The organism is Burkholderia sp. BCC0506, assembly GCF_902833145.1.
GTDB lineage: Bacteria > Pseudomonadota > Gammaproteobacteria > Burkholderiales > Burkholderiaceae > Burkholderia.
The window spans coordinates 344,464-365,344 of record NZ_CADFEN010000004.1 but is presented as its reverse complement, the minus strand read 5'-3'; the positions used below and the strand labels follow the sequence as shown (position 1 = coordinate 365,344).

The 20,881-nt window shown below is 69.3% G+C and carries 20 protein-coding genes; 11 read left to right on the top strand and 9 right to left on the bottom strand.

Annotated elements, in window-relative coordinates; translation table 11 throughout:
- Positions 1-19 precede the first annotated feature (19 nt).
- Complete coding sequence (locus HWX62_RS11590; RefSeq protein ID WP_175928469.1) at positions 20-1,060, bottom strand: sigma-54 dependent transcriptional regulator; 1,041 nt, start codon at positions 1,058-1,060, stop codon at positions 20-22.
- A 390-nt stretch (positions 1,061-1,450) separates the two neighbouring features.
- Here HWX62_RS11590 and HWX62_RS11585 point away from each other — a divergent pair, with 390 nt between their 5' ends.
- From HWX62_RS11585 to HWX62_RS11570, 4 genes are all read left to right on the top strand, one after another.
- On the top strand, positions 1,451-3,448 hold the full coding sequence (locus HWX62_RS11585) for an ATP-binding protein (RefSeq protein WP_175928470.1): 1,998 nt from the start codon (positions 1,451-1,453) through the stop codon (positions 3,446-3,448).
- Between the two features lie 50 nt (positions 3,449-3,498).
- Positions 3,499-3,909 carry a BON domain-containing protein gene (locus tag HWX62_RS11580; protein ID WP_175928471.1) on the top strand — a complete coding sequence of 137 codons (411 nt, stop codon included), beginning with the start codon at positions 3,499-3,501 and terminating at the stop codon, positions 3,907-3,909.
- Between the two features lie 79 nt (positions 3,910-3,988).
- On the top strand, positions 3,989-4,534 hold the full coding sequence (locus HWX62_RS11575) for a hypothetical protein (protein ID WP_175928472.1): 546 nt from the start codon (positions 3,989-3,991) through the stop codon (positions 4,532-4,534).
- A 49-nt stretch (positions 4,535-4,583) separates the two neighbouring features.
- Positions 4,584-5,210, top strand: a complete 627-nt coding sequence (locus tag HWX62_RS11570) for a DUF4142 domain-containing protein (RefSeq protein ID WP_175928473.1) — start codon at positions 4,584-4,586, stop codon at positions 5,208-5,210.
- A 25-nt stretch (positions 5,211-5,235) separates the two neighbouring features.
- On the opposite strand, the gene HWX62_RS11565 is transcribed toward HWX62_RS11570, so the two are convergent.
- From HWX62_RS11565 to HWX62_RS11555, 3 genes are all read right to left on the bottom strand, one after another.
- Entirely contained in the window at positions 5,236-5,739 is a 504-nt protein-coding gene (locus HWX62_RS11565) for a PRC-barrel domain-containing protein (protein ID WP_175928474.1), read from the bottom strand.
- A gap of 103 nt (positions 5,740-5,842) precedes the next feature.
- Complete coding sequence (locus HWX62_RS11560) at positions 5,843-6,274, bottom strand: CBS domain-containing protein (protein WP_175928475.1); 432 nt, start codon at positions 6,272-6,274, stop codon at positions 5,843-5,845.
- Between the two features lie 338 nt (positions 6,275-6,612).
- A complete protein-coding gene (locus HWX62_RS11555) occupies positions 6,613-6,861 on the bottom strand; it encodes a hypothetical protein (protein WP_175928745.1) in 249 nt (82 codons plus the stop codon).
- 123 nt (positions 6,862-6,984) lie between these two features.
- Here HWX62_RS11555 and HWX62_RS11550 point away from each other — a divergent pair, with 123 nt between their 5' ends.
- From HWX62_RS11550 to HWX62_RS11530, 5 genes are all read left to right on the top strand, one after another.
- Complete coding sequence (locus HWX62_RS11550; protein ID WP_175928476.1) at positions 6,985-7,284, top strand: hypothetical protein; 300 nt, start codon at positions 6,985-6,987, stop codon at positions 7,282-7,284.
- Between the two features lie 308 nt (positions 7,285-7,592).
- Positions 7,593-7,904, top strand: coding sequence for a hypothetical protein (locus tag HWX62_RS11545; protein ID WP_175928746.1), 312 nt, complete (start codon positions 7,593-7,595; stop codon positions 7,902-7,904).
- A 203-nt stretch (positions 7,905-8,107) separates the two neighbouring features.
- Entirely contained in the window at positions 8,108-8,983 is an 876-nt protein-coding gene (locus HWX62_RS11540; protein ID WP_175928477.1) for a MipA/OmpV family protein, read from the top strand.
- Between the two features lie 88 nt (positions 8,984-9,071).
- On the top strand, positions 9,072-10,766 hold the full coding sequence (locus HWX62_RS11535; RefSeq protein ID WP_175928478.1) for a VRR-NUC domain-containing protein: 1,695 nt from the start codon (positions 9,072-9,074) through the stop codon (positions 10,764-10,766).
- A complete protein-coding gene (locus HWX62_RS11530) occupies positions 10,763-13,063 on the top strand; it encodes an ATP-dependent DNA helicase (RefSeq protein ID WP_175928479.1) in 2,301 nt (766 codons plus the stop codon). The genes HWX62_RS11535 and HWX62_RS11530 overlap by 4 nt, the downstream gene beginning before the upstream one ends.
- Positions 13,064-13,081: 18 nt before the next feature.
- Here HWX62_RS11530 and HWX62_RS11525 read toward each other — a convergent pair whose 3' ends face one another.
- Positions 13,082-13,855 carry an IclR family transcriptional regulator C-terminal domain-containing protein gene (locus tag HWX62_RS11525; protein ID WP_175928480.1) on the bottom strand — a complete coding sequence of 258 codons (774 nt, stop codon included), beginning with the start codon at positions 13,853-13,855 and terminating at the stop codon, positions 13,082-13,084.
- Between the two features lie 148 nt (positions 13,856-14,003).
- Between HWX62_RS11525 and HWX62_RS33300 the strand changes: the two genes are divergently transcribed.
- Positions 14,004-14,168, top strand: a complete 165-nt coding sequence (locus HWX62_RS33300; RefSeq protein WP_244136142.1) for an AbrB/MazE/SpoVT family DNA-binding domain-containing protein — start codon at positions 14,004-14,006, stop codon at positions 14,166-14,168.
- Between the two features lie 382 nt (positions 14,169-14,550).
- Here HWX62_RS33300 and HWX62_RS11515 read toward each other — a convergent pair whose 3' ends face one another.
- Positions 14,551-15,852 carry a UDP-N-acetylglucosamine 1-carboxyvinyltransferase gene (locus HWX62_RS11515; RefSeq protein WP_175928481.1) on the bottom strand — a complete coding sequence of 434 codons (1,302 nt, stop codon included), beginning with the start codon at positions 15,850-15,852 and terminating at the stop codon, positions 14,551-14,553.
- A 204-nt stretch (positions 15,853-16,056) separates the two neighbouring features.
- Complete coding sequence (gene shiA / locus HWX62_RS11510) at positions 16,057-17,358, bottom strand: shikimate transporter (RefSeq protein WP_175928482.1); 1,302 nt, start codon at positions 17,356-17,358, stop codon at positions 16,057-16,059.
- A 358-nt stretch (positions 17,359-17,716) separates the two neighbouring features.
- Here shiA and HWX62_RS11505 point away from each other — a divergent pair, with 358 nt between their 5' ends.
- Positions 17,717-18,844, top strand: coding sequence for a VOC family protein (locus tag HWX62_RS11505; RefSeq protein ID WP_175928483.1), 1,128 nt, complete (start codon positions 17,717-17,719; stop codon positions 18,842-18,844).
- A 155-nt stretch (positions 18,845-18,999) separates the two neighbouring features.
- Here HWX62_RS11505 and HWX62_RS11500 read toward each other — a convergent pair whose 3' ends face one another.
- On the bottom strand, positions 19,000-20,340 hold the full coding sequence (locus HWX62_RS11500) for a type II toxin-antitoxin system HipA family toxin (protein WP_175928484.1): 1,341 nt from the start codon (positions 20,338-20,340) through the stop codon (positions 19,000-19,002).
- A 2-nt stretch (positions 20,341-20,342) separates the two neighbouring features.
- Positions 20,343-20,750: a helix-turn-helix transcriptional regulator gene (locus tag HWX62_RS11495; protein ID WP_175928485.1), complete on the bottom strand. Its 408-nt coding sequence runs from the start codon at positions 20,748-20,750 to the stop codon at positions 20,343-20,345.
- Positions 20,751-20,881: the final 131 nt, after the last annotated feature.

Genomic DNA, 20,881 nt, shown 5'->3' with positions numbered 1-20,881 from the left:
GGCGTGCGGGCCGCGCCGCTCACGAGCCGCCCCGGTCGCGCATCAGCGCGAGCCGGTTGTAGAGCGTCTTCAGGCTGATGCCGAGCGCCTTGGCCGCGCGCGGCTTGTTGCCGTCGAAGTGACGCAGCGTCTCCGCGATGAAGCGCTGCTGCGCGTGGTGCAACGTCGCGCCGAGCGGCAGCGCCATCGCGCCCGCCGACGTGCTGTCGGCCGCCGGCATCGGCTGCTTCGGCAACGCGACGTCGATGCCGTCGTCCGACAGGATGTACGCGCGCTCGATCGTGTTGCGCAGTTCGCGCACGTTGCCGGGCCACGAATACGCGCGCAACGCGGCGATCGCCGCGTCGGTCAGGCGCTTGTGCGCGCGATGCCGCGCGTTCAGCGTGTCGACGAACTCCTGCGCGATCGTCTCGACGTCGCCGTCGCGCTGGCGCAGCGGCGGCACGTAGATCGCGAACGCGGCGAGCCGGTAGAACAGGTCCTCGCGCAAGCGGCCGTCGCGCACGGCGTCGGCCGGATTGTGGCGGGTGGCCGACACGAACCGCACGTCGAGCGGAATCGATTCGGTGCCGCCCACGCGCACGATCGTGTTCGACTCGATCGCCCGCAGCAGCTTCACCTGCAGCGCCGCGGGCATTTCCGCGATCTCGTCGAGCAACAGCGTGCCGCCGCGCGCGGCTTCGAAGAAACCTTCGCGCTGCGTGGTCGCACCGGTGAAGCTGCCTTTCTCGTGCCCGAACAGTTGCGCCTCGGCAAGGTCGGGCGGGATCGCGCCGCAGTTCATCGGCACGAACGGGCCGTCGCGCCGCGCGCTGAGATCGTGCAGCCGGCGCGCGACGATGTCCTTGCCGACCCCGCTTTCGCCGGCAATCATCACGCTCGCACGGGTCGGTGCGATTCTCTCGATACGGCCGAGCAGCGTGCGCATCGCGGCGGACCGGCCGGACAGCCGGCGACCGTCTGCGCGCTGCTTCGTCCGGTTGGCGGATTCACCCATAAGCGTTCGCGGGCCGCTTTGAAAAACGGCATCGCACGTTTCGTTGATTGCAATATTTATCATCGACAGCGAAACGACCGCGAAGGTGCCGCCGAATAGAAATTTCCAATGTGCGCGGCGTCGGTGAAAGATGCAGGCCATCGGTGTTGTCCACATACTCGCGATGTGGTGCGACGTCCGATGCAGTAGCGGTGCCTTTTTACAGAACTCCGATGAAAAAAGCGGTCGCCGACACAGCGCCGCGACCCGCACGGCAAAGCCGGCGGCCACCGGACCGGCCGCAGGGTGGGCACGCCGTCCCGCGCCCCGTCGCCGCGAATCCGCCGCGCGGCCGATACCGGGTACGTTATTTGCGGGCGCCTTCACGCTCGCCCGGTGCGTTCGACCGCATGCCGGATGGCCGACAGGCGGCATGCCTGCGCACGACGGCTGCCGGTGCGATGCAAGGATGCAATGAGGACTCTGACCGGTGAGGTGTTCCGGCAGGGTGCATGGGTCGTGCTGGCCGTCGGGTTGGCGTCCGCGCTGCAGGCGTGGGCGATTCGGGCCGTCGGCGAGCACGCGCCCTTTGCGCCGCTGCCATTTTATGCAGGCGTGGCGGCCGCCGCGTGGCTGACGTCGTTCGCCGGCGGCCTTGCCGCGACCGTCGCGAGCGTCGGCGTGATCGGTGCGCTGTGGTGGCGCGAGGCCCCGCTCGCGACGCTGCTGGCGCAAGCCGGCACGTTCGTCGCGATCAGCTTCGTCGAATGCGTGCTGGTGACGGCCGTGAAGCCGCTGCTCGCGAACGATCGTTTGCGCGAGATCGATGGCGGCGGTGAACCGTCCCCCCCGCATCGCGAGCCGTCGTCCGCCGCGAGCGTGCCCGACGACGGGCTGCTGCGCCGTGTGGTGGACGCGTCGCCCGATGCGATCGTCGGGGTCGACGCCGCGCGCCGGGTCACCAGCTGGAATCCGGCCGCGGCAAGAATCTTCGGCATCGATCCGGCCCGGGCGAACGGGCGGGACGTCGTCACGATGATCGCGCCGCGCTGGCTGCGCCGGCATGCGGTGCCCGCGTCGTTCGCGGACCTGCGCGAGCCGGTCGGGCCGCTCGACATACTGTGCATGCGCGCCGACGGCGGCCGTTTTCGCGCGACCTTCGCCGCGTCGCCGATCGTCGACGCGCAGGGCAACTGCACGGGCCTGTCGCTGACACTGCGCGAAGCGGGCGAACGCCGCCGCAGCGAACGGCACGCGCTGCGCTCGCTGCGCGGCGCGCGCGACGCGCGCGTGCAGGCCGACGCGTCGAACCGGCTGAAGGACGAGCTGCTGGCGACGGTATCGCACGAACTGCGCACGCCGCTGAACGTGATCTACGGCTGGGTCGAGGTGCTGCGCAACGCCGACGGGCAGGGTTTCGCACAGCAGGCGGTCGACGCGATCGACCGCAGCGCGCGGTCGCTGTCGCACATGGTCGCCGACCTGCTCGACGCGTCGTCCCTCGCGACCGGCCGGCTGCGCCTCGAACGCGTGCCGGTCGATCTCGTGCGGATCGTGCGCGATGCCGCGCGTGAACTCGACGCAACGGCGCAGGCGAACGGGCTCGTGCTGTCGACGGAGTACGCGATGCCGGCGTGCGTGATTCCGGCGGACGGCGAACGCCTGCGCCAGGTGCTGTCGAACCTGCTGTCGAATGCGATCAAGTTCACGCCGCGGGGCGGCCGCATCAACGTATCGCTGACGCGCGCGGGCGAACGCGTGCGGTTGTCGGTGTCCGACACCGGGCAAGGTATTGCGCCGGACCGCCTGCCGCATCTGTTCGAGACCTTCAGCCGGCCGGAAGGCGCGTTCACGTCGCCGAAGCGCGGCCTCGGGCTCGGCCTGTCGATCGTGCGCAACATCGCGCAGCTGCACGGCGGCGAGGTCGTCGCGACGAGCGCGGGCGCGGGGCGCGGAACGACCGTCACGGTGACGCTGCCGGCCGGCTGGGACGCCGACGATCCGGTGGGGCAGTTGTCGCGCGCGCGTAGCGCGTCCGATACGGTCGCGCTCGACGGCCAGCGCGTGCTGGTGGTCGACGACGACGCAACGTCGCGGACCAGCCTTGCGGCGGCGCTCAAGACGATGGGCGCAGAGGTATCGACCGCGCGTTCGGGGCACGACGCGCTCGAAGCGGTGGAGCGGCAGCCGCCGAGCGTCGTGCTGTCGGATCTCGCGATGCCGGACGGCGACGGTTACTGGCTGCTCGACCGGATCCGGCACTTGCCGAACGGCGGCGGACGTCTGCCGGTCGTCGCGGTGACGGCTCACGCCGGCACGGCCGACCGGCGCCGGGTGATGGCCGCCGGGTTCGATGCGTACCTGTGCAAGCCGGTCGACATGCCGACGCTCGCGAGCGTGATCGTCGACGTCGTACCGGACGATCCGGACGACATTCGCGACACGGCCGACGGCAAGCCGCGCGAGCGGTAGCTGCGCACAAAAGGCGCGGCGATCCGGCCGCATACGCAAAAGGAGGCGCGATGGACGCAACGGAAAACACGCGGCGCGACGGCACCGGCACTTGCTGGCCACGCATCAGGCGCGGGACGCCGGTTGCGCGGATCGCGAGCATACTGATGCTGTCGTGTGCATGGATCGCGACGCCCCGCTACGCAGCGGCCGAGGAGGGTACGCGTGCGAAGCTGGCGAGCCAGGCGTCGGCCGTCGGAGGCCAGATCCGCGACGCGACGCTCGCGTCCCGTGTCAGGGCCGCGCTCGTCGCCGAACGTGGCCTGGCCTCCGGCGACATCGACGTGCAGGTCCACGGCCGTGTGGTCGAACTGACGGGCCATGTGCCCGACGAGCGGCAACGCGCGACCGCGATCCGCGTGGCGCACGACGTCGACGGCGTGAGCGGCGTGCGCGACAGGCTGCAGATCCGCCGGAAGTAACGTGATGCGCGGCTCCGCGCCGGGCCGCTCGGGCGTCGCGCGCCCGCGGCCCTGTGCGTCACCGGGCAGGAGGTTCGACATGGACACCATCATCGCGGGCCGTTTCTCGCGGCTCGAGCAGGCGGAACGGTGCGCGGAGCAATTGCGCGGCCACGCCATTCACCGGGACGACGTGAAGGTCTTCTTTCTCAATCCGCCCGGACAGCACGCGCTGTTCTGGCTCGGCGGCGACGTCTATGCGGACTCCGCCGCGCGGCCGGGTGGCCTCGGCGCGCTGGAAGGCGTGGCCGTCGGTGCGGTCGTCGGGCTCGCCGGGGCCGCGCTGCTGTACCTGGGCGGGCTTCACTCCCCGCTCGCGTGGATCGGCGTACCGCTCGTCGGCGGCTATGTCGGCGCGTTGTGCGGCGCGCTCGGCCGGATGCGCGGCGATGCGCCGGAGGGGCACGGCGCGCTGAAGCAATGCGAAAACGGCGTCGTGCTCGCCGCGCACGTGACGCGGCGCACGATCGCGTTCGCGGAGCGGACGATGCTCGCGGCCGGCGCGCTGTCGGTGGAGCGCACCGAGGGTGCGTGGCACAACGGCGCGTGGACCGATTTCTTCACGTCGACGCATCGTCCCGCGTGACGGCAAGCCGCGCGGCCGGCTCGCGCCGGCGCCCGACCCGGAGGCCCGGATGACGAAAACGAACCGGATGAAGCAACGCGGGCGTCGGCCGGTGGCCATCGTGCTGACTGCCGCGGCCGGCGCGCTGACGTTCGCGCGCTCGCACGCGGAGACGCCGCCTGCGTCGTCCGCGCAGGTCGCGCCGGGCGTCATCCGCCCGGGCCCGACCGCCGACGAGGCCGGCATGACGCAGCGGCCGATCGGCATCGACGCCGAGTTCGTCGACAAGGCCGGCATGATCGGCAAGGTGGAGCGGCAGGCCGGCCAGCTCGCGCTCGACCGGTCGTCGAGCGCGGACGTGAAGGCCTTCGCGCGCCGGATGGTCGACGACCACGCGCGTATCGGGGACGAATTGCGGCACATCGGTGCGCAAAAGGGCGTGCCGGTCCAGACACGGATGCTCGTCGACCCGGAAGTGACGGCATTGCGAGCGAAGGAGGGACGTGCGTTCGATACCGCATATGTGGCGCTGGCCGGGCCACGCGCGCACGAAGCCGCGATCCGGCTTTACGAGACCGAGGCCAAAGCGGGCCGCGACCCGCAGCTTCGCGCATTCGCGGCCCGCACGCTGCCGATGCTGAACGCGCACCTGGGCGCCGCGCGGCAACTTGCGAAGACGGTGGCCGCCGCGAAGTGAACCGGATCCGACCGGCCAGCGGGTGTCAGTGCTGCCGCGTGCCGTCTTCGGGGCCGCCCGGCGACGCCTCGTACGGCGGCGAATCGAGCGCCGTTTCGCCTTCCTCGATCAGCCAGTACGGAGCGCTGCCGTAGTACGCATGCAGCGCCTCGGCCCATTCGGCGTCGGCCATCGTCGGCCACCGGCTCTTGTCGAAGCCGGGCGCCTCGCGCACGCGCGCGGTGTCGACGGGCAGCACGAAGCATTGGCGCTCGGCATCGAGGACGAGCGCGTTCCACGGCACCGCGAGCAGCTTGTCGCCGATGCCGAGCAAGCCGCCCGACGACACGACCGCGTACGCGATTCGTCCGGCGCGCACGTCGAGCATGATGTGCGCAACCTTGCCGATGTCGTCGCCATCGATCGTCAACACGCGATCGCCTTCGAGCGTGCGAGTGGCCATCACGCCGGGCCCCGGCCCGCCAGCGGCCGTGCGCGCATGCGCGCCGACGATGCGCGCGGCGTCGCGCGACGGTTTGTCCGTTGTCATCGAAAACCTCCTGGTCGAAGCGGCAACCCGGTCCGCGCACCAATGCGTTGCGCGGGTAGTGCGCCGGGGCTGCGGGCCGCGGGGTGATGGGGGCGCCGGTCGGTCAGCGGCGGCGCGGCAACGATACGTCCTCGAGCGTGTTGGCCAGCTCGTCGCGGGCCGGGCCGCCCGCGCGCGTCGCGATGTCGCCCAGCGACACCATGCCGACCAGCTTCAGACTGCGATCGAGCACCGGCAGCCGGTGCAACTGCACGTCGGCCATCCGTTGCTGAACGTCGCCGACGCCGTCGTCCTCGACGCACCACTGCACCGGCCGCGACGCGACCGCCTGCACGGGCGTGTCGGGCGAATGACCGTGCGCCAGCGCCCGCACCGCGAGGTCGCGGTCGGTCACGATCGCGACGAGTTCGGTGCCGTCGCAGACGGGCAGCACGCCGATATCGAAGCGCTGCATCAATTCGGCCGCATGGCGAATCGTGTCGGTCGGCGCGACGCACACGACGTCACGCGACATGATCTCGTTGACGCGATACATGAACGCCTCCTTCGTGATCGGAACGATACGGGAGCAGGGCGCGTGCCGCGCGCGACGCGCGCACGCCGGACGTGCGCAGCCAGACGACGGAGGAATTTGCCAGCCCGCTTGTACATCTTCCACGGCGGCAGCCGCGGCCGGCTCTGCGGGACGTCAGTGGCCGATACCCGTCATCGTGACGATCGCCAGCACCACCGCGCTTTCGATCGCGGCCAGTGCCGCGACGCCGGCCGCGCCGCTGATTTCATGCCATCTGCGTTCAAGGACTTTCATCGGATCGCTCCTGGTTTCGCCGGCTCGTCGGAGCGCTGCCACGCCCCGCGCGCCGGGTGCCGCCGTCAGCCGTGATCGCGGGGCGGGGAAGGGACGTGCGGCGCGCGACGTTCGTGCTCGCCGGACGGCTTGGCGGGGTCGATGCGCGTCGCACCGCCGACGGCGGGCGGGTCGCTGGCCGGAAACGTCTCCTCGAGCCCTTCGTCGATGCGCTCCTCCGTCTTGTCTTCCGACGGCGGACGCGACGTGGCGAGCCTGAGCGATCCGGCGGCCGGTGACACGGCGTCGCGGCGGCCGGTGGCGTGAACGGTCATGATCGAAACCTCCTTGTCGACGAGAAGGCGCAAGCGGCGTACCCGCGGCATCCGCGGCACGGCGCTTGCAAGCCGGCGAGCACCGGCCGGGCACGCGTCCGGCATGGACGAGAGGACATCGTGATGAATGCAGCCAGGGAAAGGATACGTTACGACGCGAACGTATGCGGCGGCGATTTCGACCACGTGCGCGAGCGTTTCGCCACGTGGAAGCGCGAATCGCTGATCTATCGGCCGGAACGGCGCATGTTCGACGGCAAGGACGAGGTACGCCAACTGAACGACATCGTCTACGACGGTCCGGAACGTGCCCAGCAGGCGCTCGTCGCGCAATGCGCGCCGTCCGATCCGTTCGCGCTCGCCGTGCAGCTGGCCGCCGAGGGGCGCACGATGTGGCTCGTCATGGCGGCTTACGACGAATGAACCGAACGGCCAACGGCCCCGGCACGGCAGCGGGCACGGCGCTTGCGGGCGCTCGCCTCGCCATCGAGATGCGCGAGCCGTCGCGCAGGAGTGACATGAACACGCCATCCACGCTGCACCGCCCCGAACCGACGACACCCGACGTCGACCCGGATCCGCCGCCGCCCGGGCACGACGACCCGGTCGATCCGCCCGTGCCCGACGGGCTGCCGCAGGGCGACCCGCCGTCGCACCCGCCGCCGATGCGGATGCCGGGCGGGGGCAGTGCGCCACCACCGGCCGCGCGAACCTGGAAAAGGAGGACCGTCATGGACATTCACGTGCAATCGCCAGACAAGCGCGCGATCGCTCAGGTACTGGGCCGCTATTTCGAATCGCGCTCGCTGCACTATCACATCGAGGAATTGCCGGGCGGCGTGCTGCAGATCGGCTTTCGCGCGAGCGGCCGCCCGGTCGCCGTCACCGTTTCGTTCGACGATGCCGCGTACGACGCGTACACGCACTGGGACGCGAGCCAGAAGCAGCTCGCGCTCGGCCGGCTTGCCGACGGTTTCTCGCGCATGATGTCGACGCGCAGTCCGGCCGCGCTCGCCGGCGACTATCACGTCGAGCGTTTCTGATCCCGCAATCATCCGCCGGCTCGTGCCGGATTCCGGCAAAGTGCCCGCCGACAACGGGCGCTTTGCGTCTGCACGCGCGTCGCGTAGGATGTCCGTTAATTCAGCGCATGCTACGTTTGCGCCGCAGGCTGCGTGCCGTTGCAGCCGATGAAGCGCGACGCGCTTTCCTTCAGGTTCGTTTCGTGCAACCGACGGAGACCGCCTTGACCACTGTTGCTCGCCTGTTGCAGTCGCCCGGCGCTCGCCGGTTCGTATTGTCGACATTCGCGGCGCTCGCCGCCGCCGGCGCCCGCGACGCGTCGGCCCAGACGCCTTCGCCGCTCGGCGAATGGCAATACACGGCGGGCGTACCGCTCCAGAAACTCTTCGATCCGAACATCCCCACGTGGCAGGTGAGCGTCGGTGCCGCGATGACGCTGCAGCCGCGCTATGCGGGCTCCGACCGCTATCGCGTGATGGGCGGCCCGAATGTCGACATCCGCTATCGCGACCTGTTCTTCCTGTCGACCGGCGAGGGGCTCGGCGCGAACGTGCTGCGCGGGCCGAACTGGCGCGTGAGCCTGTCCGTCGGTTACGACCTCGGACGCCGTTCGGCCGACGATCTCGGCCACCTGAACGGGCTCGACAACATCAACGCGGCGCCCGTGATGAAGCTCGCGGCCGACTACGTGGTCTCGAAGGATTTCCCGCTCGTGCTGCGCGCGGACGTCCGGCGCAGTATCGGCGGGTCGAACGGCTGGACCGGCGATTTCTCCGCGTACATGCCGATGCCCGGCAGCAACGAGCACTTCTTCTGGTTCGCGGGGCCCACCGTGTCGTTCGCCGACTCGCGCTACATGAACAGCTGGTTCGGCGTGAACCAGGGCGCGTCCGCGCGCTCGGGGCTGCCGGCCTATTCGTCGGGCGCCGGGATCAAGTCGGCGGGCCTCGGCGTGACGATGGTGTGGTTCGTCAACAAGCACTGGTTCGTCACGATGGACGGCGCGATCGAGCAGCTCGTCGGCCGCGCCGCGCGCAGCCCGATCACGCAGCAGTCGACCAACGGCGTGTTCGACATGTCGGTGAATTACCAGTTCTGACGGGGGCGGGCAGGCGATGTCGCGTGGGGCATCGCCCGTCACATTTGATATGATTGCGACCTGTACAAATGTACAGTGATCGATCCCCGTGACGCCTGCCTCGCCGACGCCTCCGGCGTTTTACTACCTGACCAATTTCGAACGCGCGCTCGCCTGGCTCGGCGAGCGTTACGACGACCTGTTCGACGCGCACGAGCACGCCTTCGTCCGGCAGTTCGCGACGCTGCCGCAGGCGTCGCGCGCGCTGCTCGTGCGGATGCTGATGCGCAACGGGTCCGATTTCCGCGCGAGCAAGCTCGTGTACGACGAGATCGGCTGCACGCTGGACGCCGCCGCACCGCTCGTCGCGCTCGGCTGGGTCGATCCGGCGCCGGCGCTCACGCTCGACGAGCTGTTCGCGCTGTCGACCAAGGCCGAGCTGCTGCGGATCTTCCCGTCGCTCGCCGCGCATGCGGGTGAGCGCAAGGCCGACTGGCTCGAGCGGCTGCGCCCGGTGCACGACGTCGCGCAACCGCTCGACGCGTGGTGCGCGCAGCCCGACGACCGCGTGCTGCGCGTGACCGTCGGCGCGCTGTGCGACCGGCTGCGGCTGATGTTCTTCGGCAACCTGCATCAGGACTGGAGCGAGTTCGTGCTGGCCGATCTCGGCGTGTTCCAGTACGAAAGCGTGCCGATCGCACCGTCGTCGCGCGCGTTCCAGCAGCGCGGCGACGTCGACGCGTATCTCGCGCTGCAGATGTGCCGCGACGCGCTCGACGCGTGGCCCGACGATCTGCCGTTCGACGACCTGCTCCGCGCGCTGGACGCAGTCGACTGCGCGCAACCGTGGCTCGCGACCCGCCGCGCGAAGCTGCTGTTCGCGCTCGGCCAGGCGTGCGAACGCCGCGCCGACTGGGACGCCGCACTCGACGCGTACACGCGCAGCGCGTGGCCCGGCAGCCGGCATCGGCGTATCCGCGTGCTCGAACGCTGCGGGCGCGACGGCGACGCCCTGGCGCTCGCGCTCGACGCGCGCAACGGCTTCGAGAGCGACGAGGAGCGTCAGCGCGTCGAGCGCATGCTGCCGCGCCTGCAGCGCCGCGCCGGCCACCGGGTCGAACGTGCGCCCGCCGCGACGGACGTACCGCGCGAGACGCTCGTGCTTGCGCGCCCCGACGCGTTCGTCAGCGTCGAATTCGCGGTACGCGACCATCTCGCGCAACCGGCGTCGCCGGTCCACTACGTCGAAAACACGCTGATCAATTCGCTGTTCGGGCTGCTGTGCTGGGAGCCCGTGTTCGCGGCCGTGCCCGGCGCGTTCTTTCACCCGTTCCAGCGCGGCCCGGCCGACCTGCACGCCCCCGATTTCGCCGTGCGCCGCGCGGCGGCCTTCGACGCCTGCTTCGCGCAGCTCGATTCGGGCGCGTACCGCGACACGATCCGCCGGCATTTCGCGACCAAGGCCGGGTTGCAGTCGCCGTTCGTGTTCTGGGGCGTGCTGACCGACGAACTGCTCGACGAAGCGCTCGCGTGCCTGCCGCCCGAACACCTGCGGCTGTGGTTCACGCGCCTGCTCGCGGATATCCGCAGCAACCGGTCCGGCTTGCCCGATCTCGTCCGCTTCTGGCCCGACGAGCGCCGCTACGAGCTGATCGAGGTGAAGGGCCCCGGCGACCGGCTGCAGGACAATCAGACGCGCTGGCTCGCCTACTGCCTCGCGCATCGCATGCCGGTGCGTGTCGTCGACGTCGAGTGGGCCGGCGAGGGCGTCGCGCACGCCGAGGCGGCGAGGGTGTCCGCATGAGCTACGTCGTCGCGGTGCGGGCGATGTGCGAGTTCACCGCGCGGCGCGGCGATCTTGACCTGCGCTTCACGCCCGCACCGACCGCGCTCGAGGGCATCGCCGGCCACGGCGCGGTCACGTCGAAGCGCGGCGCGCGCTACGAAACCGAGATCGCGCTGACCGGCACGTGGGGCACGCTCACCGTGCGCGGCCGCGCCGACGGCTACGATCCGGTGGCGAACCGGCTCGAGGAAATCAAGACCTATCGCGGCAGCCTCGACGCGATGCCGGCCAACCACCGCGCGCTGCACTGGGCGCAGGCGAAGGTCTATGCGCACCTGATGTGCGACGCGCGCGGCCTCGCGGAAATCGACGTCGCGCTCGTGTATTTCGACATCGTGTCGGAGCGCGAGACGGTGCTGACGGAAACGCTCGATGCCGGCACGCTCGCGACGTTCTTCGCCGAGCAATGCGCGTGTTTCGTCGGCTGGGCCGAACGCGAGACGGCCCATCGCGCCGCGCGCGACGCGGCGCTGCGCGCGCTCGCGTTTCCGCACGGGCAGTTCCGCAGCGGCCAGCGCGAGCTCGCCGTCGCCGTCTATCGCGCGGCGCGCGACGAACGCTGCCTGATGGCGCAGGCGCCGACCGGCATCGGCAAGACGCTCGGCACCGTGTTTCCGCTGCTGAAGGCATGCGGCGAAGGCGAGCTCGACCATGTGTTCTTCCTGACCGCGAAAACGCCCGGCCGCGCGCTCGCACTTGAAGCGGCGACGACGCTCGGCGCCGGCACGCCCGCGCTGCCGTTGCGCGTGCTGGAGCTCGTCGCGCGCGACAAGGCGTGCGAGCATCCGGACAACCCGTGCCACGGCGAATCGTGCCCGCTCGCGAAAGGCTTCTACGACCGGCTGCCGGCCGCGCGCGACGCGGCGATCGAGGCCGGGCTGCTCGATCGCGATACCGTGCGCACCGCCGCGCTCGCGCACGACGTCTGTCCGTACTATCTGGCGCAGGAACTCGCGCGCTGGTCGGACATGATGATCGGCGACTACAACTACTACTACGACGGCAGCGCGATGCTGCACACGCTCGCGCAGCAGAACCAGTGGCGCGTCGGCGTGCTCGTCGACGAAGCGCACAACCTGCTCGACCGCGCCCGCAAGATGTACAGCGCGTCGCTCGATCCGTTCGCGTTCGCGGCCGCGCGCGACGCCGCGCCTGCGGCGCTGCGCAAGGCGTTCGACCGGCTCGCCCGCGCGTGGGGCACGCTCAATCGCGCGCAGGCCGAGCGCTATGCGGCCTATCCCGACGTGCCGGGCCCGATCGTGTCGGCCGTGCAAAACCTCGTCGCGGCGATCGGCGAACACCTGACCGACGCACCGCGCGCGAACGACGACGCGCTGCTGCGCTTTCATTTCGAGGCGATCCAGTTCGGCGTGCTGGCCGAAGCGTTCGACAGCGCGTCGATCTTCGACGCGACGCTGCACGGCGAACCGATGCCGCGCCAGCCCGCGCTCGACGGCGTCGCGGCGGCCGGCCGCCGGCGCCGCATCCAGTCGACGCTGTGCGTGCGCAACGTGATCCCGGCCGGTTTCCTCGCGCCGCGCTACGAAGCCGCGCGCACGACCGTGCTGTTCTCCGGCACGCTGAGCCCGTTCCATTTCTATCGCGACACGCTCGGGCTGCCCGGCGATACGGGCTGGCTCGACGTCGACGGGCCGTTCCGCGCCGAACAACTGACGGTGCGCGTCGCGAGCCACGTGTCGACGCGCTGGCGCGATCGCGATCGTTCGCTCGAACCGATCGCCGACCTCATCGCCGCGCAATACGCGGCGCGCCCCGGCAACTATCTCGGCTTCCTGAGCAGCTTCGATTACCTCGGGCGCGTGGTCGCGCTGATGCAGACGCGCCATCCGGACGTCCCCGTGTGGGCGCAGGCGCCCGGCATGGCCGAAAGCGAGCGCGACGCGTTTCTCGCGCGCTTCGACGCGGGCGGACGCGGCGTCGGCTTCGCGGTGCTGGGCGGGGCGTTCTCGGAGGGGGTCGACCTGGTCGGCGAGCGGCTGATCGGCGCGTTCATCGCGACGCTCGGGCTGCCGCAGGTCAACGACATCAACGAGCAGATGCGGCGCGCGATGGATGCGCGCTTCGGCAACGGTTACGACTACATGTACCTGTATCCGGGGCTGCAGAAGGTCGTGCAGGCGGCCGGCCGCGTGATCCGCACCGAGCACGACGAGGGCGTCGTGCATTTGATCGACGATCGTTACCGGCGGCGCGAAGTGCGCAATCTGCTGCCGCGGTGGTGGCGGATCGGGTGACGCCGGCGGCGCCGGTCGCTACAGCACGTTGAGCATCGCGAGCGCGGCTTCCTGCAAATGCGGCAGCACGCGCCGCACGGCCGCGTCGGTCGTCTCCGCGCCGATCGGCATGTTCGTGCTCAGCGCGGCGACGACTTCGCCGTGACGGTTCTTCAGCGGCACCGCGATCCCCCGCACGCCGACCTGCAGTTGCTGCTCGATCGCCGCGTAGCCGGCGTCGCGCGCCTGGTCGACCTGTTCGAGCAGCCGCGCCTTGTTGGTGATCGTATGCGGCGTGAACGGCGGCAACTCGGTCTCGTCGAGCCACGCGCGCACGGCTTCGCGATCGGGATGATGGGCGAGCAGCACGACACCGGGCGACGTCAGCGGGGCCGGCACGCGCGCGCCGAGCACGAACCCCGTCGTCATCACGCGCGACACGCCGTTGCGGGCGATGAACACGAGTTCCCAGCCGTCGAGCACGCTGACGTACGCCGATTCGTTCAGCGACGCGCTCAATTGCTGCAGATAAGGCTGGACCGTGCGCGGCAGGCGCGCCGAATCGAAGTACGACCAGCCGACCCGCAGCACGCGCGGCGTGAGGCCGTACAGCTTGCCGTCGGTGTACACGTAGCCGAGCGATTCCAGCGTCAGCAGATAGCGCCGCGCGGCCGTGCGTGTGAGGCCGGTGCGCGCGGCGGCCTGGGTGGGCGTCATGCGCGCGTGCCGGCTGTCGAATGCCTCCAGGATCATCAGGCCTTTTTCGAGGCCGGCAATCCAGTCGCGTCGGTCGAGTTCGGGCTTTTTCGTCATCACGGGCGGGCGGTGGCGCGCGGTGTTCGCGCAGAAGTGGGCGATTATCGCGCGAGTTGGGGAGGAGCGGGAGATCGGCTGATACGCCATCCTTGCCGGTTGGACCGGGGCGAAGATAGAGCCGGCGGCGTCTATTCAAGGAGGTCGTATGCAGATTGCAAAGTGGGGGACTGGCCTGGCCGTGCGCCTTCCGGCCGGTCTGGTCGATGCGTTGGGGCTGCGTGAAGGCGACGAAGTCCAAGTCGTCGTTCGCCGTGCCGGTGCTTTGGCCGAAAGCCCCACCCGAACCCCGAAGTGCTTCTGCTGCAGTTGAGGCGTTTCAGAGGCAAGCTGCCGGGCGATTTCAGGTTCAGGCGGAACGACGCAAACGAGTCGGAATGATTCGATCCTCGACGAAATCGAAGCGGGAATCGATTGCCTGATCGATCCGGACCGACCCGATGCCCGTTATCGTCACGCACGTCCGCGCGTCACAATTTGCAAGGTTTCGTCCCGATATGCGATACCCAGTCTGTCCGACGTACTGACGCCGACCGCAGGAAGGGAATGGAAGCAGCACGCAGTGTGCTGACGTGAACGGATGGCAGCCGATGGCAGAACGCTGCGCGGCCGCGCATGGAATCGGCCGATACGGCATGAAAAGCGGGGAAACCGGATGCGACGCCACCAATACGCGCGCCGCATCCGTCACGACCTTACTCGCTGCTCGTCCACTCGACGTTCGCGCCGACCGAACGCAGGTTCTCGACGAAATGCGGATGCGCGCGGCGAATCGGCAGCGCGTTCATGATTTCCGAGCGGCCTTCGATGCTCGCGGCCACCATCAGCAGCGCGATCGCGACGCGGATGATGTACGGGCTCTCGACGCGCGCCGGCGTCAACTGCAGCCCGCCGAACGTGATCAGCCGGTGCGGATCGGACAACAGCACGTGCGCGCCGAATTTCGACAGTTCGCCGGACCAGCCGAGCGCACCGTCGTAGACCTTGTTCCAGAACATCGCGCTGCCTTCGGCGCGCACGCCGAGCGCGATGAAGATCGGCAGCAGGTCGACCGGCAGGTACGGCCACGGCGCGGCCTCGACCTTGGTCAGGATGTTCTGCGTGAACGGCCGGCGCACGCGCAGCGGGCCGTCGCGTTCCGCGCGCGACCAGCCGTCGCGGTGCGTGATGGTCACGCCGAATTTCGCGAACGTGCGGTCGATCAGCGGGAAATGCTCGGGCGACGAGTTGCGCACCGTGATGTCGCCGCCCGTGATCGCGCCGAGCGCGAGGAACGTCGCGATCTCGTGGAAATCCTCGGCGAAGCGGAACTCGCCGCCGCCGAGCTTGCCGCCGCCCGTCACGCACAGCCGCGACGTGCCGATGCCCTCGATCGCGACGCCGATCATCGCGAGGAACTGGCAGAACTCCTGCACGTGCGGCTCGGATGCCGCGTTCATCAGCGTCGACGTGCCGTTCGCGCTCGTCGCGCACAGCGCGAAGTTCTCGGTGGTCGTCACCGACGCGTAGTCGAGCCAGTGATCGTTGGCCGTCAGCGGGCCGTCGGTGCGGACGATCAGCGAATCGGGCGTGCGCTCGATGTGCGCGCCGAAACGTTCGAACACCTCGACGTGCGGATCGATCTCGCGCACGCCGAGCGTGCAGCCTTTCACGTCATTCTCGAGGCGTGCGACGCCGAAGCGCGCGAGCAGCGGCGGAATCAGCATGATCGACGAACGCATCGCCTCGGGCAGCCGGTGAACCGCCGGATCGAACGTCGTGTCGCGATGGTGGAGTTCGAGCAGACCCGTCGTGAAATCGACCGACACGTCGCTGCCGAGCGTGCGGAAGATGTCGAGGATCTTGCGTACGTCGGTGATGTCCGGCACGCCGACGAGGCGCAGCGGCTGATCGGTCAACAGGGTGGCGCACAGAATCGGCAGGACGGCGTTCTTGTTCGCGGACGGCTTGATGTCCCCGCGCAGCGGAGTGCCGCCGTGGACGATGAGATTCGACATGATATGGGGGCGTATCGGTGACTGACGTAGGCCCATATGATGCCATTGGTCGGCACGCGGCGTGGAATGTTCGGAGGGGAAAAAGGGGAATCGGCGCGCGTAAATGACAGTGTTTGACGTCGCGCCCGCGATGCAGCAGGTCGAATGTCGCCCGGCATGGCGAAATGGCCGGCCGCGAACCGGGCCGGCCATCCGCTCAGGCCGTCATTGCGCCGCCCGCATCCGCGCGGCGACCACCAGCGAGATCAGGCAGCCGGCCGCCAGATAGCCTGCGACGAGGTGCCACGAACCGCCGGCCAGGCTGACGAGGCCGACCGCGATGAACGGCGTGAACCCGCCACCGACGACGCTCGCGAACTGGTAGCCGACGCCCGCGCCGCTGTAGCGGTATTCGGCGCCGAACAGCTCGGTGAACAACGGCTGCTGGACACTCACGACCATGTCGTGCGCGGCGTTCGCCAGCAGGATCGAGAAAATCACGATCCACGCGATCGACCGTGCTTCCAGCGCGACGAAGAACGGTACCGCGGACGCGAGGCCGATCAACGCGCCGATCAGGTAGATGCGGCGCAGGCCGTAGCGGTCGGCCAGCCACGCGAAGCAGGGGATCGTCACGCAGCTCACCGCGCCCACCAGCAGGCCGATGTTCAGGAACAGGTCGCGCGACATCCCGAGGTTCGTCGTCGAATAGCTGAGGGCGAACGCGGTGACGATATACATCGTGAAGAGTTCGGCGAGCCGCAGCGCGACGATCAGCAGGAACGCCTTCGGGTGGCGCGTCAGCGCTTCGAGCACCGGCAGGCGCAGCTTGCGGTTGCCATGCTCGACCTTCTCGACGAACTCCTGCGATTCGTCCATGTTCTTGCGCACCCACAGCCCGATCAGCACCAGCACGATGCTGAACACGAACGGCAGGCGCCAGCCCCACGACTTGAACGCAGCCTCGCCGAGCGTATGGCTCAGGATCGACACGATGCCGGTGGCCAGCACGAGCCCGACGCCGTAGCCGACCTGCACGCCGCTGCTGTAGAACGCCTTCTTCTGCTTCGGCGCGCTCTCGACGGCCATCAGCGCCGCGCCGCCCCATTCGCCGCCGACCGCGAACCCCTGGATCGCGCGCATCAGCACCAGCAGCACGGGCGCCCACCAGCCGATCGTCGAGAACGTCGGCAGCAGGCCGATCGCGACCGTCGACAGCCCCATCAGCATCACGGTGAGCACGAGCATCCGCTTGCGGCCGAGCCGGTCGCCGTAGTGGCCGAACACGATGCCGCCGAGCGGCCGGAACAGGAAGCCCACGCCGAAGGTGGCGAACGCCGCGAGTGTACCCATCGTCGGGCTGACTTTCGGGAAAAACTCGGAATTGAACACCAGTGCGGCGACGATCCCGTACAGCAGGAAGTCGTACCAGTCGACGACGGCGCCGACGAAACTGCCGATCGCGGCCTTGCGGGCCTGGCTGCGCGCTCGGGCGGTGGCGTCGAGGGTGTCGAAGGTGGGGGTCATGGCGATGTCTCCTGGCACGGCGCATCGTGGAATCGTGGCGGCGCCGCGTCCGATGCTGCATTGAAGTCGATGGGTGAACGGAGAATAGGGCGCGGGCCGCGCGACGGCAATTGGCCAATCAGGCAAAGTGCGCGATTATCGTTCAAATCCGTGCGATTATCGAACGATTTCGGGGTTTGCACTAGGCGGCGCGACGATATCCCGTTCGGCCGGGGTGTGCCGCCGTGAACGATCTGGTTAAAATCTGCAGCATCGACAACTCGCCCGTCCGGAGCGGACGCGCAGCCGCCACATCGGTCGCGCATGCCGTACGCGACAGGCCCGATTCCCCATCGACCGCATGCCCCCGGAGACTGGAATGCCCGGCAATTCCCACCCCTTGTCCAGCGATACGCCGCCCGTCGCCGATCCGGCCGCCAACCCGCTCGGGATGGCCGGCCTCGAATTCGTCGAATTCGCGGCGCCCGTGCCGGACGCGCTCGCACAACGCTTCGAGCAACTCGGGTTCAAGGCGATCGCGCGGCACGTCAGCAAGAACGTCACGCTGTACCGGCAGGGGCAGATGCATTTCCTGATCAACGCCGAGCCCGATTCGTTCGCCGCGCGCTATGCGGAGGAATACGGGATGGGCGTCTGCGCGATCGGGTTGCGCGTGGCGAACGCCCGGCGCGCGTTCGAGCGCGCGATCCAGCTCGGCGCGTGGGCGTTCGAAGGCGAAAAGGTCGGCGTCGGCGAGCTGAAGATCCCCGCGATCCAGGGCATCGGCGATTCGCACCTGTATTTCGTCGACCGCTGGCGCGGGCGGGGCGGCCAGCGCGGCGGCGTCGGCGACATCTCGATCTTCGACATCGATTTCCGGCCGATCGACATCGCGACCGCGCATACCGATCTCGATTGCGCGGGCGTCGGCCTGCTGCAGGTCGACCATTTCACGCAAACCGTCGGCGCGGGCCGCATGCAGGAGTGGCTGGATTTCTACCACGACCTGCTGCATTTTCGCGAGATCCACCAGATCGACGCGCACTGGCACGTGTCGGAGGAGTCGCGCGTGATGGTGTCGCCGTGCGGCGCGGTGCGGATTCCGGTCTACGAGGAAGGCACGCGGCGTACCGAGCTGATGCATGCGTACCTGCCCGACCATCCGGGCGAGGGCGTGCAGCACGTCGCGCTGGCCACCGACGACATCCTGTCGTGCGTCGATGCGCTGCGCGCGAACGGCGTCGAGTTCATCGAGCCGCCCGCGCGTTATTACGACGACGTCGATGCGCGGCTGCCGGGGCATGGCGTCGATCTCGACGCGCTGCGCCGCCGCGCGGTGCTGGTCGACGGCGAGATCGGCAGCGACGGCGTGCCGAGGCTGTTCTTCCAGACCTTCGTCAAACGCCGCCCCGGCGAAATTTTCTTCGAGATCGTGCAGCGCAAGGGGCACCACGGGTTCGGCGAGGGCAACCTCGCGGCACTCGCCCGCGCGCGCGACGCCGGCTGAACGGTCGCGCGTCGTCGGCCGGCACGCGGTTTACACGGAGCCGTTCGATGGCCGTATCGGCGAAGGCGGAACTGCTCCCGCCCTGTCGGGGCTGCCGGTCGGCCGACGGCTGGAGTATTGCAGCGAAGACCGCCTCGTCTCGGCCGATCGATCCGTCACGCGGGATCGGCTGCCGCGAGCTTGCGGCTTTGCCGACGCATGCCGGCGAAAATCGCATCCGCCACGTCCGCCGGAAAATCCGCCGGGATCTGCGCCGCGGCTTCGGCAATCGCGGGCTCCGTCCGTGCGGCGACGGCCGCCATCGCCGCGCGCACGTCGTCTTCGGTCAGGCCGACGCGCCGGCCCTGCGCGATCCAGTGGCGCGGCTGGATTTCGCCGATTACGTAGTGCCGGTTCTTCCCGCAGACGGCCATCGCGAGGCGCGCGCGACGCGGCGGAATCTGGTTGCGGCGCGTTCCGATGATCGGGTGCGCGGACAGCACGTCGTACAGCGGTGTGCTGCGATACGCATTCCCGGGCAGGTGCGCGATGCTGAAGTTCTTCGCGTGGCCATCGATTGCCGCCAGCACCCAGAACACGAGCTGCGCGACGAAAAAATTCATCCGGTCCCGGGAAGCGTCGGCCGAATTCGCGAGGATGCTCATGATCGTCTCGATGCCGGGGCCGCCGTCGGATTCGTATTTCGCCGCCGACGGCGTGCCGGTCGCCTGGCACATGTCTTCCTGCGGCAGCCGCAGGATCCACGAGCCGTCGCGCGACGGACGTCGGTCGAAGCGCTCGACGACCAGCGCCTTCTGGTCGTCGAACCGGCCGATTTCGCACGGCGCGACCGGCAGCCCGTACGCGGCGACGAGCTTCGAGCACAGCCATTCGTTTTCGACGGATGTCCGCATGTCTGCCTGCATGTTTCCGACGCGCCCGAGCGGCAGCTTGAAGATATGCGTCGTCGGCGTGCTGCCCGACGGCCGCAGCCAGCGGTTGCGATGACGCAGCAGCGCGGTCTTTTCCTGCGCGCCGGCGATCGACAGGCGCAGGTCGCCGTCCGGCTCCGCGCGGCCGGGCAGCGGCGTGGCCGTCGCCCGGCGCAGCACGTCGGCGACGGCCGCGTCGTCGAGCGTCACGCCGTCGATGGCCTCGAGGTCGACCGGCGCCTCGCCGGGCGGCAGCATCTGGATCGCGCCGACGCAGTCGCGGCCGATCGACGCGAGCAATTCGAACGGCGCCGTCGATTCGAGCCGGTAACGCTGCGCGATACGGCGGCGGATCGGCTCGCTGTCCGGCAGCAGGTTGTCGAAGTAGTCGGCCACGATCGCGCCCTGGTGCGGCTGGTTGCCGGGCGTGAAGGGCAGCGACAACGACAGTGGCCGGCCCTGGGGGTCGTCGAGCCAGTCCGGCAGGTAGACGAGGCGCTCGACGCCGCGTCGAACCTCCCAGTAGCCGACCGGAATACCGTTCATCCACAGGTCGAGGCGGTCGTGGCGGGCGCGGGTGGCCATCGTCACCAGTCCTCCCGCTTCGAGACGCGCGGCCTGGCCCGGGGCGTCGCTGGGGGGCGCTTCCGCTCGGAGGCGGCCGCGGCGCCGGTCGGCGCTTTGTCGGGCGTGGTGCCGCGCTTGCTCGCGACCGGCTTGCGGCGTACCGCCGGCTCGGCGCCGGAAGTCGAATCGGACGCTTCCGCCGGCGCATCCCGCTCGTCCAGGCTGAGCATCATGCGAACGCCGAGCACGTTCAGCACCTTGAAAAGCCGTTCGATGCTGACCGCCGACGGGTTGGCTTCGAGCTGGGCATAGGATTGCTGGGTGATGCCGAGGCGGGCGGCCAGTTGCGCCTGCGTGAGCCCCGCGGATTTCCGGAAGCCGACGAGTATCGGGCGCAACTGGGTCAGGGTCTGGACAGGAAAAGCCATCGGGCGCTCCGCGAGATGACAGGCGATCGCTTGTAATCGGAAAATACAGTCTATGGCATGTATTGTAAAAATACAAACAATAGTCTGTATTGACAAAAAACAAACGATAACCTGTTAAGAAGCACCCGATC

Bases quoted from the DNA above. Each gene is read 5' to 3' on its own strand.
- HWX62_RS11565 (WP_175928474.1), bottom strand. From the start codon at position 5,739: ATGACAACGGACAAACCGTCGCGCGACGCCGCGCGCATCGTCGGCGCG.
- HWX62_RS33300 (WP_244136142.1), top strand. From the start codon at position 14,004: ATGCAGATTGCAAAGTGGGGGACTGGCCTGGCCGTGCGCCTTCCGGCC.
- HWX62_RS11580 (WP_175928471.1), top strand. From the start codon at position 3,499: ATGGACGCAACGGAAAACACGCGGCGCGACGGCACCGGCACTTGCTGG.
- HWX62_RS11555 (WP_175928745.1), bottom strand. From the start codon at position 6,861: ATGACCGTTCACGCCACCGGCCGCCGCGACGCCGTGTCACCGGCCGCC.
- HWX62_RS11585 (WP_175928470.1), top strand. From the start codon at position 1,451: ATGAGGACTCTGACCGGTGAGGTGTTCCGGCAGGGTGCATGGGTCGTG.
- HWX62_RS11500 (WP_175928484.1), bottom strand. From the start codon at position 20,340: ATGGCCACCCGCGCCCGCCACGACCGCCTCGACCTGTGGATGAACGGT.
- HWX62_RS11530 (WP_175928479.1), top strand. From the start codon at position 10,763: ATGAGCTACGTCGTCGCGGTGCGGGCGATGTGCGAGTTCACCGCGCGG.
- HWX62_RS11570 (WP_175928473.1), top strand. From the start codon at position 4,584: ATGACGAAAACGAACCGGATGAAGCAACGCGGGCGTCGGCCGGTGGCC.
- shiA (WP_175928482.1), bottom strand. From the start codon at position 17,358: ATGACCCCCACCTTCGACACCCTCGACGCCACCGCCCGAGCGCGCAGC.
- HWX62_RS11560 (WP_175928475.1), bottom strand. From the start codon at position 6,274: ATGTATCGCGTCAACGAGATCATGTCGCGTGACGTCGTGTGCGTCGCG.
- HWX62_RS11505 (WP_175928483.1), top strand. From the start codon at position 17,717: ATGCCCGGCAATTCCCACCCCTTGTCCAGCGATACGCCGCCCGTCGCC.
- HWX62_RS11515 (WP_175928481.1), bottom strand. From the start codon at position 15,852: ATGTCGAATCTCATCGTCCACGGCGGCACTCCGCTGCGCGGGGACATC.
- HWX62_RS11545 (WP_175928746.1), top strand. From the start codon at position 7,593: ATGGACATTCACGTGCAATCGCCAGACAAGCGCGCGATCGCTCAGGTA.
- HWX62_RS11525 (WP_175928480.1), bottom strand. From the start codon at position 13,855: ATGACGAAAAAGCCCGAACTCGACCGACGCGACTGGATTGCCGGCCTC.
- HWX62_RS11575 (WP_175928472.1), top strand. From the start codon at position 3,989: ATGGACACCATCATCGCGGGCCGTTTCTCGCGGCTCGAGCAGGCGGAA.
- HWX62_RS11550 (WP_175928476.1), top strand. From the start codon at position 6,985: ATGAATGCAGCCAGGGAAAGGATACGTTACGACGCGAACGTATGCGGC.
- HWX62_RS11495 (WP_175928485.1), bottom strand. From the start codon at position 20,750: ATGGCTTTTCCTGTCCAGACCCTGACCCAGTTGCGCCCGATACTCGTC.
- HWX62_RS11590 (WP_175928469.1), bottom strand. From the start codon at position 1,060: ATGATAAATATTGCAATCAACGAAACGTGCGATGCCGTTTTTCAAAGC.